This is a genomic window from Paraburkholderia sp. GAS348, from assembly GCF_050434205.1.
Taxonomy (GTDB): domain Bacteria; phylum Pseudomonadota; class Gammaproteobacteria; order Burkholderiales; family Burkholderiaceae; genus Paraburkholderia.
The window spans coordinates 59,035-71,062 of sequence record NZ_JBNPVT010000020.1; the positions used below are offsets into that span (position 1 = coordinate 59,035).

Genomic DNA, 12,028 nt, shown 5'->3' on the forward strand with positions numbered 1-12,028 from the left:
GCACTGAGCGAACAATCCTCTCGAGCCGTTTCAATGAAACGGTCGATGTGACCCGCCGAGGTTCGCCCCGGCGGGTTTTTTTTCGGTTTTTTTTCGGCTTGGCCGCATTCGGCGCCCGGGCCAGATGGACCTACGCAATCATGATCAAGCTGATCGTCGGGCTCGGCAATCCGGGCGCCGAATACACCGCGACGCGCCACAATGCCGGCTTCTGGCTGGTCGATCAACTGGCGCGCGAAGCAGGCACGACGCTGCGCGACGAGCGGCGCTTCCACGGTTTCTACGCGAAGGCCCGGCTTCACGGCGAAGAAGTGCATCTGTTGGAACCGCAGACGTATATGAACCGCTCTGGGCAGTCGGTCGTGGCGGTCGCGCAGTTCTTCAAGATTCTTCCGGACGAAATTCTGGTCGCGCACGACGAACTCGATATGCCGCCCGGCAGCGTCAAGCTGAAGCTCGGTGGCGGCAGCGGCGGCCATAACGGGCTGAAGGACATCACCGCGCATCTGTCCTCGCAACAGTATTGGCGGCTGCGGGTCGGCATCGGTCATCCGCGCGACCTGATTCCCGAAAGCGCGCGAGCCGGCGCCAAGCCGGACGTCGCCAATTACGTGCTGAAGCCGCCGCGGCGGGAAGAACAGGATCTGATCGACGCGTCGATCGAACGCGCGTTGGCCGTGATGCCGCAAATTATCAAAGGCGAGCTCGAGCGGGCGATGATGCAACTGCATCGCAATCCCTGAGCGACGGCTTGCTAGGGCCCGTATCGCCGTATCGCCGTATCGCCATCAACAGGAGAATCGCTTGAGCCGCTACTGGAGTGACATCGTTCACCGTCTGACGCCGTATGTGCCGGGCGAGCAGCCCGTGGTTGCGCATCCGGTGAAGCTGAACACCAACGAGAATCCTTATCCCCCGTCGCCGCGCGTACTTGACGCGATCCGCCAGGAACTGGGCGACATGGGCGAGTCACTGCGGCGCTATCCCGACCCGACAGCGCGCAAGTTGCGCGAAACGGTAGCCGCGTACCACGGCATCCGCCCTGAACAGGTGTTCGCAGGCAACGGCTCGGACGAAGTTCTCGCGCTCACCTTTCAGGCCTTGCTGAAGCACGACAAGCCGTTGCTGTTTCCGGATATCACCTACAGCTTCTACCCGACCTACGCGCGGCTCTTTGAAGTCGACTATCGGACCATTGCACTCGACGACAGCTTCGCGATCAATGTCGACGACTACACGGCGCCTAACGGCGGCATACTGTTCCCGAACCCGAACGCGCCGACTGGACGACCGCTGCCGCTCGCCGATATCGAGCGTCTGGTGACGAAAAACACCGAATCGGCGGTGGTAATCGATGAGGCCTATGTCGATTTCGGCGCCGAATCGGCCATCGCGCTGATCGACCGCTATCCCAACCTGCTGGTGATCCAAACGGTATCGAAGTCGCGTTCGCTGGCCGGCATGCGCGTCGGCTTCGCGTTCGGCAATCCGGAACTGATCGACGCACTGAACCGCGTGAAAGACAGCTTCAACTCGTATCCGCTCGACCGTCTGGCGCAAGTCGCGGCCGTTGCTGCATACGAGGACGATGCGTGGTTCCGCAACAACTGCACCAAGGTGATTGCTAGCCGTGAGCGGTTGGCGGCAGGCTTGACAGCACTGGGCTTCGAGGTCGTGCCTTCGGCTGCGAATCTGCTGTTCGCGCGCCACGAAGGCTACGACGCAGCGACGCTCGTGGCACGGCTAAGGGAAAAGGAAATCTTCGTGCGCCACTTCAAGGCGGCGCGAATCGACCAGCATCTGCGAATCTCGGTCGGCACCGACGCCGAATGCGACATTCTGCTGAATGCGCTGCGCGACATTTTCAGCGCTTACGTCGGGTAGCGATCGGGATAACTTCGCGCACAACACGAAGCGTTGCAGCAAAAGAAAACGGCGAGGCAGACACCGCGCCGTTCAACCATCATTCAACTCTCACGCGCTTTTCGCCGCCTGCAGCGCGTGGTACTTCGCCAATAGACCTTCCACCGTCTCCAGATGCTCAGGGTCGCGCGGAATGCACTCTACCGGGCACACCTGAATACACTGAGGTTCGTCGAAATGACCGACACACTCGGTGCATTTCTTCGGGTCGATCACGTAGATTTCCGGGCCCATCGAAATCGCGTCGTTCGGGCACTCGGGCTCGCACACGTCGCAATTGATGCACTCGTCGGTAATCATCAGGGCCATGCTGCCACCAACTTTCCTAGGAAAAACAATACATTATAGCTTTTCAGCCTTCCGCACGGTCGTGCAAAATCCCCCGAAATTCATGCTTGCGGGTTGCGACTGAGTTGCACAGGTGTTGCAAATTGTGCAGCGCGCAAAGTCCAGATCGCACGCTAGGCCATGACCAGCACGACGTTTTAACACAATTGCGACGTATGCGAGCCGGAGTGCCCGAACGACGCGATTTCGATGGTGCCGGAAATTAGCGTGATCGACCCGACCTCCGTTCACCTGAGATTGAAATGATCCAGCCTCTGGCAACGAGCAGCGAACGTCGTTTCAGCTCAGGTTGTCGGTTGGCCGACATATCCAGGTCTCGGAACTTCAATCTTCACCTATGGCCGAGCGGCAAAAAGTGCCGGCCCCAAAAAACTTACACGGCACCCTAAAGTTCGTCCTGACGTGACCGAAAACCTTGAAGTAGCCGTCGCCTTACGCGACACCACTTGCCAACCCGCCGTCTTATAGTTATAGTTTTTATAACAATGAACCTGAGAGAACTGCAGCAACAGAAACGCGCCGTCACGGTTGATGGAACAGTCAAAGAATCTCGACCGGTCGGCTGCGTTTCACCCTCATGGCTGGCGTGCTATCCAACGTTCGAAGACGCGCTGCAAGGCGGGGAGACCAACTTTCGAGCGCTACCTCATTGGGCGAAGCTTTCGGTACTAAAGCGCACAGCCACGGGAGCGGGCTCACCAACCCTTACAGTGGCCACTCTTAACGAAGTTCGCGTCGCTTACGTCGAACTCGCTACGACTCGTGTGGCGGAGGCAATAGAAGGCTACCTGTCAGCTGGCACAAACAGCGAAAACTTACAGGACATCAGTTCGACACCACTTGAAGTTCTCGCCGTGCAATTTCCGCCAATGTGCGTGCCCTTGGTTGCAAGGCAACCTTGTTTGCTTAGCCCCGGCAAAGGTATCTTCCTTGAAGGCTGGACGCGCTTCTTCGCGTATTGGTCACGCAACGACAAAACGATACCGCTTCTCGCGGTCGATTGGCACCTTCTGTATGAGCGCCTGACTGCATAACTGTCCGGAAAGGGCGAGACTGCACTAGACCCGTGGGACTGAGCCACGTGCTGCCGCCCGTCCTAAATTTTCTCTATAGCCCATAAAGTCCAGCAGTGACTCGCCGTTAACGCGAAGCATAGGTTATGCGCCCACATCGCTATATTTTATATAACGATACAGCAGCCCTGTTGCAGTATTTGCTGGAGGGGCAAGCAGGGAGTAGGTGATCGCCAGCTCGGCGTACGTGGTCACACCGCTTAAATCGATCTTATTTTTATAACAGTAAATTCAAGGATCATCCATGTTTTCTGGATTTCTAACGATCAATACGTCTCCTCCCAAACATTTGACAGCAAAGCTTACGCTTTGCGCAGCAGTTGCGGCAACTCTCACTGCCTGCGGCGGCGGCGGATCAAGCACTCCAAGCAGCAGTTCGACCAGACCCGCTATGCCGACGACATTGAGTGGGACCGTCGCAACTGGCGCACCCGTCAGCGGAGCCAACGTTCAAATCGTAGATTCGACAGGCAAAAGCGTAACGGTCACGGCGGACGCTAAAGGCAATTATCAGGTGCCACTGACCGGGCTCACTACGCCGTTCGCAGTATTCGCTACGGATCCAAGCGGCATCGCACCCCCGCTCGCTTCCGTGGTCCCAGCCATACCTGCTAACTCATCCGCGCCGGTCATCGCGAACGTCACAAGTTTGACGACCGCTGCCGCCGCTCTGGTGACACAAAGCGGCAATCCGCTTGACCTCGCGAACAGCCAGAACCTGTCCTCCCTTGTCACCCTTGCGGCAGTCAGCAAAGCAGTGCAGACGCTCAGCAATGCGACCGCAAATATTCTTAGTGCTAACAATCTCGATCCAAAGAGCTTCGATCCAATCGCCACGCCATTCACCGCAAACCAGACGGGCGCGGATGCTGCGCTCGATGCCGTACAGGTCATTCCGGCAACAGGATCCGCTGGTGGCTTCCAACTGATCTCCACCGCTAATCCAAACTCATCTGCGAACCTGGCATTAAATTCTGGCGCTACAGCATCTTCATCGCTTCCCGCACCTCCCGCGACAGGCGCATTCCTCGCACCGTTGATGACTGCTCTGACTGAATGTCTTGGTGGCTCTTCGGGTTCGTGCTCGCAAGCAATCGACGCGAGCTATAAAGACAATGGATTTACCAGCTTCACGCAAGCGCATCCATCTCTTGCAGCATCCGGCGTCAGCCTCGGCGTAGCTAAAATCCTGGAATTCATGCCTGGTACTTCTGGTAAGCAAGTGCTAATCGCTCTTCCCTATACAACGTCGGGCGGGGCATCGGGATTCGAGTACACGGTTGCGCAGCAGACGGCAAATGGCTGGGACATCATCGGCAACCAGCAGCAGTACAACGTCCATATCCAGTCGTTTATCCAGCGACGACAGACACTCGACAACGATACCTGGCCTTCGAACGTATCGCGCTGGGAGTCCGGCATCGACATTGCGATCCCACTCGGCGCGGCAGGCACGCCTAACCCGGCAAATCTCGCGTCGGCGTCGGTAACTGGTCCTGGAATCACCGGCACAATTTATTACGTGCTCCCCGCACAAGCCGGGTCAAGTCTCATGTCGATTGCCCGTGCGCCTCAAACCAGCGTACCGACTGGCGGCCGGACCTCCAACACACAAGCGTGGGGCTACCGCTGGTCATGGCAGACCTTGCCCGGTGTCACCGGCACTTTCGTCCCAAGTTCCAATAACCTTGGGCAAAAGTATGCGCCACAGCCTATTGATGTTTCGACGGTGCCCGAGTACGCGACGTATACCGTCACTTTTTATGACGCATCCGGCACACAGATCGGACAGACAAGCGTCGTCAATCCTACGCCAAACATCGCCGCAACCAACGGCGCCAACATTCCGTGGCAAACGCTTTCGGGTGACACGATACATGCATTTCTCAACCCCAACGGGCCACAGGCGGCTGCCCAGCAAACGGTTAATGTTTCATGGTCGAACCTTGTCAACGGGGCTAACATTGCTCCGCTTGTGACGTTTCCTGAAATAACAACACAAGGCTCAGCCGCCACTGACAACATCGTTGGCGTTGGGCAAGGCCCGGCAAGCGTGAATGCGTCCGGCACTTATTCCACATCCGTAACTGCCGGCGTCAATCAGGCAGGCACCCAGACATGCCCGTCTGCCTGCTCGTTCGCTGCATTTGCCTCTGGCATCACGCGGAACCTCGACCTATCCTCGAATTACGGGCAAATCTCCCTTGACGCTTACTGGGGATACTCGGAGTGATCCACCTGAACATCGGAATTGGCTCTTTCCAGTAAGCTGTTCAAGCAGCAGCCCAGAAGAGTGACTCATGTAGTCACTCTTCGACTTCCTCTCGTCTGCAAACCTTGTGCTGTGCGGCAATCCGTTCAGGGCGCATATCACGTGGCACGTGCGCCCGCCGTTACATGAACGCTGGTCCTCTACAGCGAGTAGCCAATGATACGTTTTGCTGACTACTTCGCGCGCATCCTTCAACTGAAGGATGCGCTGCGTGATGGTTCGTCACTGCCTGCGCTCGATCCGCTTGAAGTGCGGATTATCGAATTTGTTGCCTGCACAACACACACCAACGAACGTTTGTCGGTGCGGAACGTCATGGCGCAGCGCGAGCCTGGTTCACCCGCTACGCTTTACGCCCGCATCACTTCCGTGTGCGAAAAGGGCTGGATTCAACTCAGCGATACCGAAGATGGCCGCCGCAAACAGATCAAACTCGCACCAGTCGCCCTCCATCATTTCGACATGCTGTTTGACTGCCTCATAAAGGCTATGAGCAGCAAGTAGACTGCCTGTTATATGATGTGGCGTGCTGACTGATTGTTATATGCCCTGTTTAAGGCCAGTTGAATGTTGAACATGCCGTTTGACATACGGGAACTGCTCCGCTGTTTCGGCAACAACGCCAAAATTCCCTTTATCGTATACAGCATGATCAGCGCGCCCGTCAGGTCGCCCACAAACATGCTGAAGAAGCTCTCGAACCAGTCCTTCGTCGTACCGGTCAGCGCAAACCACAAGTGATGGAACAGCGGATTTGCTATCGAATAGGCGACAGCCAGAACAAGAAGCCGCTTCGGGGTAAGGTTAGTCAGTGATGCACGCAGATCGTAATACTCAAGCGCAAACCGGTAGACCAGATACGGCGCCAGAGATCCAAGGAAAGCGCCCGCGATGGCGCGCACCGGGTCATGCGGAAACCAGTAAAGAAAATCGGTAATCAGACCGGCAAGCAGCAGGCCGATTGCACCATCGAACCCAACCAGCAACGTACTGAGAAGCCGAACACCGGACGGCAGGAAAATCCAGTTTATGCCGCGAACGAAAGACGTGTGAGTGAACACCTCCTGGTTTATCCACAGCGACACCAAAAACGCGATCAGAGTCCCAGTGATCGACCAGAAATGCAAACGTAAGCTGGACATTGCGGTAAACTACCCTTCCATGTTTATTATCGAGCGGATCATAACGCGCCTGCATGCCGTCCCGCGAGCGCCTATCTTCAACAGCCTATTCTCAACAGTGCGTAAGCAATGACACGTCCTGCTGATATCTATCTGCGATTCCTGCAGCTGACCGAAGCACTACGTGGTCTGCCTTCGCTTCCTGCACTTGATCCGCTAGAAGAAAAAATCCTCGAATTCGTTGCTCGCGTGATGCAGAAAAACGACCGGCTTTCCGTCCGGGACATGATGGCTCAAAGCGAGCTCGGCTCACCTGCGACGCTTCACGCCCGCATCACGTCGATGCGCGAAAAAGGCTGGCTAATACTCAGCGATACCGAGGACGCGCGTCGCAAGCAGATCGAACTTACCCCGGCTGCGCTTCGGCACTTCGACAAGCTCGCCGAAGCCTTCGCCAAAGCTGCGAAAGGCGCCTGAACAGCCTTCCCTTTGTCGGTCGAGCCGACAGTTCGGGTTCCGAGGCGCCTGATTCCGCAAGAGCCACCCCGTTCGCATTCACGCACAGTCAGAAGAAATTGCGCAGACCAATTGCGACACCCGTCTGGTTGCTGCGTCCTGGCAATTCAACCGTCGCCGCGCCGCTCACCCTATTAAAATCGACGGTGCCATAGACCTCCGTCCGCTTCGACAGTGAATACTCGGCCAGCGCTACCACGGTGTAGCGGGTGCCAGTGCCAGGCGCGTCATCGGCGGTTGCTGCGTTGCGCATGTGATCGTAATAAAACGCGCAGGTCAGCAATAGTGGGCCGCTCACCTGCCACGCCGCACCTGCAAACGGGCCATCGTCAATGCGATCGGTCTTCTTCAACTGGCCAATGTCGGCAATCGGTTGCTCTGCAAGCAGAGTATCGACAAGGCCAGTATTGTCCTGCGAATGCAGATAACCAAGATAGATTTTCGCCTTGCTGAACGCATAGGCAATATCCGCGTTGTAGACGGTCTGCTTGTTGTTCGAGTTGTCGCTCGTTTGCTGCACACCGGCGGCGACGCTGACAGGGCCAGTAACATACGATGCGATGAAGCCGAACATGCTGCCTGCACCAAGGTGGCCCGGAACCTCGCCCGAGAAACCGTCTGCGCCATTCGACTCGTAGTTGCTGCCGAACGAGTAAATCGCCCCGACCTCCAGGCCGCCGAACTGACCGTCGTACTTGATCGAGTTATCGGCGGATAACCCCGCACCAAGTGCGAACGGCAACCACGAATTTTCAGGGTAGTTCGCGTAAGTCAGCGGATCGTATGTGCTGACGAGCTTGTCAAACAGTGGCGTATTCTGGCGACCGAATGTCAGCGTACCGTATCGGCTGGCTAGACCAACATATGCTTCGCTGCCGAACAGCCGCCCGCTATCGCTGAGGGTGCCGTCCTGCGGATTGACATTGCTTTCCAGTTGGAAGACCGCTTTCAGTCCACCGCCAAGATCTTCCGTACCACGCAATCCAACGTGGCTGTTAATTACTGCCCCGTTAGCCATGAACAGCTTGTTATCGTTCTGCGCGTCGGCATTTGTCAAATAACGGATGCCAAGATCAGTCATGCCGTAAAGCGTAACCGAACTTTGGGCCGAAGCGCCCTGGCAAGCCAACGCCGATGCAATGCCGCTAACCGCAGCAGCAATCCCCATGTTTCTCAAGTGCAATCCCCGCGATTTCTGATCAGGCCGCTGGACGATGGTGCGGCTAGCGTGCAGCGCGCGAGATCATAACCCAGGCAGGCCATCGAGAAACAAAGGACGGGTTCATGCATTTAACGGCGACGTCTCGGTTCGCCGAACCATGCAATCATGGGTTGCAAGACCTGCTGTCCCACGCTCGCACAGCAACATGTCGATTTAGCCAGTTACGGTTGTCCCGCCGAAGCACCCTCATTCGGATCCAGCGAAGCAACCTTCTCCGTCAGCCATTTTTCGACCGACGGGAACACGAACTTGCTGACGTCGCCGCCCAATTGCGCGATTTCACGCACGATGGTGCCGGAGATGAACTGGTACTGATCGGACGGCGTCATGAACATGGTTTCGACGTCCGGCAGCAGATAGCGGTTCATTCCGGCCATCTGGAACTCATATTCGAAATCCGAGACGGCACGCAGGCCACGCACGATCACCCGAGCGTTATTGCTGCGGACAAAGTCTTTCAATAGCCCTTTGAAGCTCATCACCTTAACGTTCGGGTAGTGCCCGAGCACTTCATGAGCGATGTCGAGACGCTCTTTCAACGTGAAGAACGGCTTCTTGTTGCGGCTGTCGGCAACCCCCACCACCAGCGTGTCGAAAATGCTCGACGCGCGTCGAACGAGGTCTTCGTGACCGCGCGTCAGCGGGTCGAACGTGCCCGGGTACACGGCGACTACCATGAGACTTCTCCTCTTTTCAGACAAATTGGCACGTTAAAGCGTCCACGCGACGCATTTGGCACCGACCGCATGCGTGACGGTAACCCGCCCGATGCTTGTTTTGGAACGCGCATTATTCCTTATTTTCGCGCTGCAGCAAATGAAAGTGGACGGCACCTGCTTTGCCTTGCCGCACGATTTCCCAACCGGCTAGCGTCTCGTTCCCTTCGAGCTCGAGCGCAACGCCCGCCTCCACATACAGAAAACCTTCCGGACTCAGCAGCGGCACGGCCAGGGCGAGCGCCTTGCCGAGCAGATCGTCGCCGAACGGCGGATCGAGGAAAACTACGTCGAACGATCCCGGCGCGAGACTCGCCGCGAGGCGCAAGCCGTCGGCTTCCGCGATTTCGATGGTACGCGCCGAGAGGCGTTCCTGGTTCGCGCGCAGCTGGCTGGCCGCCTTCGCGCTGCGCTCGACCATCAACACCCGCGCCGCGCCGCGCGAGGCGGCCTCGAAGCCGAGCGCGCCGCTGCCGGCGAACAGATCGAGGCAGCGTTGGCCGTCCAGCCGTTGGCCGAGCCAGTTGAACAGCGTTTCGCGCACGCGGTCGGGCGTGGGGCGCAGGCCGTCGAGGTCAAGCACGGGCAGCGGCGTGCGCTTCCAGTCGCCGCCAATGATACGGATGGCGTGCGCCTTGCCGCTTTTGGACGAAGCGCCATGGGCGCGTGAAGGAGCAGAACGGGGCATGCAGTTTCGAATACGTTATAGGGACGCCCACGACGCCGATGCGTGTGGGCTGGAGGGCCAACGTTACCACAGGGGCGCGCGGCGTCCAGCCTGGCCGTTCGGCCAATACGACGGGTGGCGGCGCGCCTGATAAAATGTGCGGCTTCCAGCGCCTTGCATCCCGCATCGCAACGCTGCCTGCCGCTCCCACGGGCTTGCCCCGGCTGCGCGCATCGGCGGGCGCTCTCACCACGCCAGATCATGTTCAGCTTTTTCAAACGATTCAAGGGTTCGAAAGAGTCCGATAACGCGCCAGAAGAATCGCAGACCGCGCCGCAAGCTCTGGCGCCCGAACACGCCGTAGAGGCGCCGCCGTCAGCGCCCGCCGCGCCGCTAGCGCCGCAGCCGGCTGCTCCGGTTGGCGCCGATACGCAGCCGGCTGCTGTGTCCATCAGTGCGCCCGAACCCGAAGCAGCCGCGCTCGAAACCGTCGAAATCGTCCCGCCGCCTACGCAGGACGCGAGCGCCAAGCGCTCGTGGCTCACTCGCCTGAAAACCGGCCTGTCGAAAACGAGTTCGAGCCTGACCGGCATTTTCATCGGCACGAAGATCGACGAGGATTTGTACGAGGAACTCGAAACCGCACTGCTGATGTCGGATGCGGGCGTCGAAGCCACCGAGTTCCTGCTCGAATCGCTGCGCGAGAAAGTGCGCACCGAGCGCCTCACCGATCCTCAGCAGGTGAAAGCGGCACTGCGCACGCTGCTGATCGACCTGCTCAAGCCGCTGGAAAAATCGCTGATGCTCGGCCGCGCGCAGCCGCTGGTCATGATGATCGCGGGCGTCAACGGTGCGGGCAAAACCACCAGCATCGGCAAGCTCGCCAAGCATCTGCAGAGCTTCGATCAGTCGGTGCTGCTGGCTGCGGGCGACACCTTCCGCGCCGCCGCGCGCGAGCAACTCGGAATCTGGGGCCAGCGCAACAACGTAACGGTGGTGTCGCAGGAAAGCGGCGACCCGGCCGCCGTGATTTTCGACGCGGTTGGCGCCGCGCGTGCGCGCAAGATCGACGTGATGATGGCGGACACGGCCGGCCGTCTGCCGACCCAGCTGCACCTGATGGAAGAACTGCGCAAGGTGAAGCGCGTGATCGGCAAGGCGCAAGACGGCGCACCGCATGAGGTGCTGCTGGTGATCGACGCGAACACCGGCCAGAATGCCCTCGCGCAAGTGAAAGCCTTCGACGACGCACTGGGTCTCACCGGTCTGATCGTCACCAAGCTCGACGGCACAGCGAAGGGGGGCATTCTCGCGGCGATTGCGCGTCAGCGTCCGATCCCGGTGTACTTCATCGGCGTCGGCGAAAAGGTGGAAGACTTGCAACCTTTCAGCGCGGAAGAGTTTTCGGACGCCTTGCTGGGCGGTTGAATACAACAGCGTTCAACAACGTCGGTCGCGGAACAATCAAAAAGGGCGCTCTTACGGGCGCCCTTTTTTCATTCAAACCACAGCATCATTCCGCGTCGGGCTGAACCCCGGGCGCCGCGCGAGCGAACGCATCGAGTTGCATCGCGTGATCGTAGATGCGCTGAATCGTCGGAAACTTCGCCGTGTCGACCTTGAAGCGCTGCGCGTTGAACACTTGCGGAATCAGACATGCGTCGGCTAACGTCGGGGTATCGCCGAAGCACAGCTTGCCGGTGCGCGAATCGCCCGCCAGATGCGCCTCGACCGTCGTAAAACCCGCTTCGACCCAATGCTTGTACCACGCGTCTTTCGCGTCGTCATCGACACACAGCGTGTGTTTCAGGTACTTCAGCACGCGCAGGTTGTTCAGCGGATGAATCTCGCACGCCACCTGCAACGCCACCGCGCGCACATACGCGCGCTCGGCCGGCGTCCCGGGCAATAGCGGCGGCTCCGGATGCGTTTCCTCCAGATACTCGATGATCGCGAGCGACTGCGGTATCAGTTCGTTGCCGTCGACTAACGTGGGCACGATGCCGTCCAGATTCACCTTGCGGTACTCGGGCTTCAGCTGCTCGCCGCCGTCGCGCACGAGGTGCACCGGTACATAGTCGTACGGCAGGTTCTTCAAGTTCAGCGCAATGCGCACGCGATAAGACGACGAGCTACGAAAATAGCTGTAAAGCTTCATGTTGTGTGTCTC

The 12,028-nt window shown here is 58.5% G+C and carries 13 protein-coding genes and 1 pseudogene; 8 read left to right on the forward strand and 6 right to left on the reverse strand.

The window, feature by feature from the left end; all coding sequences use genetic code 11:
• Positions 1 to 140 precede the first annotated feature (140 nt).
• Positions 141 to 743 (forward strand): aminoacyl-tRNA hydrolase, encoded by a 603-nt coding sequence (pth, locus tag P3T22_RS26005; RefSeq protein ID WP_063494687.1) that lies wholly within the window; start codon positions 141 to 143, stop codon positions 741 to 743.
• Positions 744 to 804: 61 nt separating this feature from the next.
• Entirely contained in the window at positions 805 to 1,884 is a 1,080-nt protein-coding gene (hisC, locus tag P3T22_RS26010; protein WP_429326538.1) for a histidinol-phosphate transaminase, read from the forward strand.
• Positions 1,885 to 1,974: 90 nt separating this feature from the next.
• Here the strand turns inward: hisC and P3T22_RS26015 are convergent, their stop codons facing one another.
• Positions 1,975 to 2,232, reverse strand: a complete 258-nt coding sequence (locus tag P3T22_RS26015) for a YfhL family 4Fe-4S dicluster ferredoxin (RefSeq protein ID WP_429326539.1) — start codon at positions 2,230 to 2,232, stop codon at positions 1,975 to 1,977.
• A gap of 183 nt (positions 2,233 to 2,415) precedes the next feature.
• On the opposite strand from P3T22_RS26015, the pseudogene P3T22_RS26020 reads away from it, so the two are divergent.
• The 4 genes and pseudogenes from P3T22_RS26020 to P3T22_RS26035 form a co-directional block, all read left to right on the forward strand.
• Positions 2,416 to 2,490 (forward strand): annotated as a pseudogene (locus P3T22_RS26020) (YfhL family 4Fe-4S dicluster ferredoxin); the annotation flags it as partial.
• Between the two features lie 266 nt (positions 2,491 to 2,756).
• Positions 2,757 to 3,305, forward strand: a complete 549-nt coding sequence (locus tag P3T22_RS26025; RefSeq protein WP_148662077.1) for a hypothetical protein — start codon at positions 2,757 to 2,759, stop codon at positions 3,303 to 3,305.
• Positions 3,306 to 3,735: 430 nt separating this feature from the next.
• On the forward strand, positions 3,736 to 5,577 hold the full coding sequence (locus P3T22_RS26030; RefSeq protein ID WP_082854909.1) for a carboxypeptidase-like regulatory domain-containing protein: 1,842 nt from the start codon (positions 3,736 to 3,738) through the stop codon (positions 5,575 to 5,577).
• Positions 5,578 to 5,772: 195 nt separating this feature from the next.
• On the forward strand, positions 5,773 to 6,120 hold the full coding sequence (locus P3T22_RS26035; RefSeq protein WP_063494683.1) for a hypothetical protein: 348 nt from the start codon (positions 5,773 to 5,775) through the stop codon (positions 6,118 to 6,120).
• Positions 6,121 to 6,128: 8 nt separating this feature from the next.
• On the opposite strand, the gene P3T22_RS26040 is transcribed toward P3T22_RS26035, so the two are convergent.
• Positions 6,129 to 6,758, reverse strand: coding sequence for a hypothetical protein (locus P3T22_RS26040; RefSeq protein ID WP_063494682.1), 630 nt, complete (start codon positions 6,756 to 6,758; stop codon positions 6,129 to 6,131).
• Positions 6,759 to 6,866: 108 nt separating this feature from the next.
• Here P3T22_RS26040 and P3T22_RS26045 point away from each other — a divergent pair, with 108 nt between their 5' ends.
• A complete protein-coding gene (locus P3T22_RS26045) occupies positions 6,867 to 7,214 on the forward strand; it encodes a hypothetical protein (protein WP_063494681.1) in 348 nt (115 codons plus the stop codon).
• Positions 7,215 to 7,302: 88 nt separating this feature from the next.
• Here P3T22_RS26045 and P3T22_RS26050 read toward each other — a convergent pair whose 3' ends face one another.
• From P3T22_RS26050 to rsmD, 3 genes are all read right to left on the reverse strand, one after another.
• Positions 7,303 to 8,421 carry a porin gene (locus P3T22_RS26050; RefSeq protein WP_063494680.1) on the reverse strand — a complete coding sequence of 373 codons (1,119 nt, stop codon included), beginning with the start codon at positions 8,419 to 8,421 and terminating at the stop codon, positions 7,303 to 7,305.
• 215 nt (positions 8,422 to 8,636) lie between these two features.
• Entirely contained in the window at positions 8,637 to 9,152 is a 516-nt protein-coding gene (gene coaD, locus P3T22_RS26055; RefSeq protein WP_063494679.1) for a pantetheine-phosphate adenylyltransferase, read from the reverse strand.
• A gap of 112 nt (positions 9,153 to 9,264) precedes the next feature.
• The gene (gene rsmD / locus P3T22_RS26060) at positions 9,265 to 9,879 is read right to left on the reverse strand and encodes a 16S rRNA (guanine(966)-N(2))-methyltransferase RsmD (RefSeq protein WP_063494678.1); all 615 of its coding nucleotides are present in this window, start codon (positions 9,877 to 9,879) and stop codon (positions 9,265 to 9,267) included.
• Between the two features lie 240 nt (positions 9,880 to 10,119).
• On the opposite strand from rsmD, the gene ftsY reads away from it, so the two are divergent.
• A complete protein-coding gene (gene ftsY / locus P3T22_RS26065) occupies positions 10,120 to 11,286 on the forward strand; it encodes a signal recognition particle-docking protein FtsY (RefSeq protein WP_429326540.1) in 1,167 nt (388 codons plus the stop codon).
• Positions 11,287 to 11,371: 85 nt separating this feature from the next.
• Here ftsY and maiA read toward each other — a convergent pair whose 3' ends face one another.
• Positions 11,372 to 12,016: a maleylacetoacetate isomerase gene (gene maiA / locus P3T22_RS26070; RefSeq protein WP_063494676.1), complete on the reverse strand. Its 645-nt coding sequence runs from the start codon at positions 12,014 to 12,016 to the stop codon at positions 11,372 to 11,374.
• Between the last annotated feature and the right edge of the window lie 12 nt (positions 12,017 to 12,028).

Coding starts and splice junctions, on each gene's coding strand:
- P3T22_RS26025 (WP_148662077.1), top strand. CDS start 2,757: ATGAACCTGAGAGAACTGCAGCAACAGAAACGCGCCGTCACGGTTGAT.
- P3T22_RS26040 (WP_063494682.1), bottom strand. CDS start 6,758: ATGTCCAGCTTACGTTTGCATTTCTGGTCGATCACTGGGACTCTGATC.
- ftsY (WP_429326540.1), top strand. CDS start 10,120: ATGTTCAGCTTTTTCAAACGATTCAAGGGTTCGAAAGAGTCCGATAAC.
- P3T22_RS26045 (WP_063494681.1), top strand. CDS start 6,867: ATGACACGTCCTGCTGATATCTATCTGCGATTCCTGCAGCTGACCGAA.
- coaD (WP_063494679.1), bottom strand. CDS start 9,152: ATGGTAGTCGCCGTGTACCCGGGCACGTTCGACCCGCTGACGCGCGGT.
- maiA (WP_063494676.1), bottom strand. CDS start 12,016: ATGAAGCTTTACAGCTATTTTCGTAGCTCGTCGTCTTATCGCGTGCGC.
- pth (WP_063494687.1), top strand. CDS start 141: ATGATCAAGCTGATCGTCGGGCTCGGCAATCCGGGCGCCGAATACACC.
- P3T22_RS26035 (WP_063494683.1), top strand. CDS start 5,773: ATGATACGTTTTGCTGACTACTTCGCGCGCATCCTTCAACTGAAGGAT.
- P3T22_RS26030 (WP_082854909.1), top strand. CDS start 3,736: ATGCCGACGACATTGAGTGGGACCGTCGCAACTGGCGCACCCGTCAGC.
- rsmD (WP_063494678.1), bottom strand. CDS start 9,879: ATGCCCCGTTCTGCTCCTTCACGCGCCCATGGCGCTTCGTCCAAAAGC.
- P3T22_RS26015 (WP_429326539.1), bottom strand. CDS start 2,232: ATGGCCCTGATGATTACCGACGAGTGCATCAATTGCGACGTGTGCGAG.
- P3T22_RS26050 (WP_063494680.1), bottom strand. CDS start 8,421: ATGGGGATTGCTGCTGCGGTTAGCGGCATTGCATCGGCGTTGGCTTGC.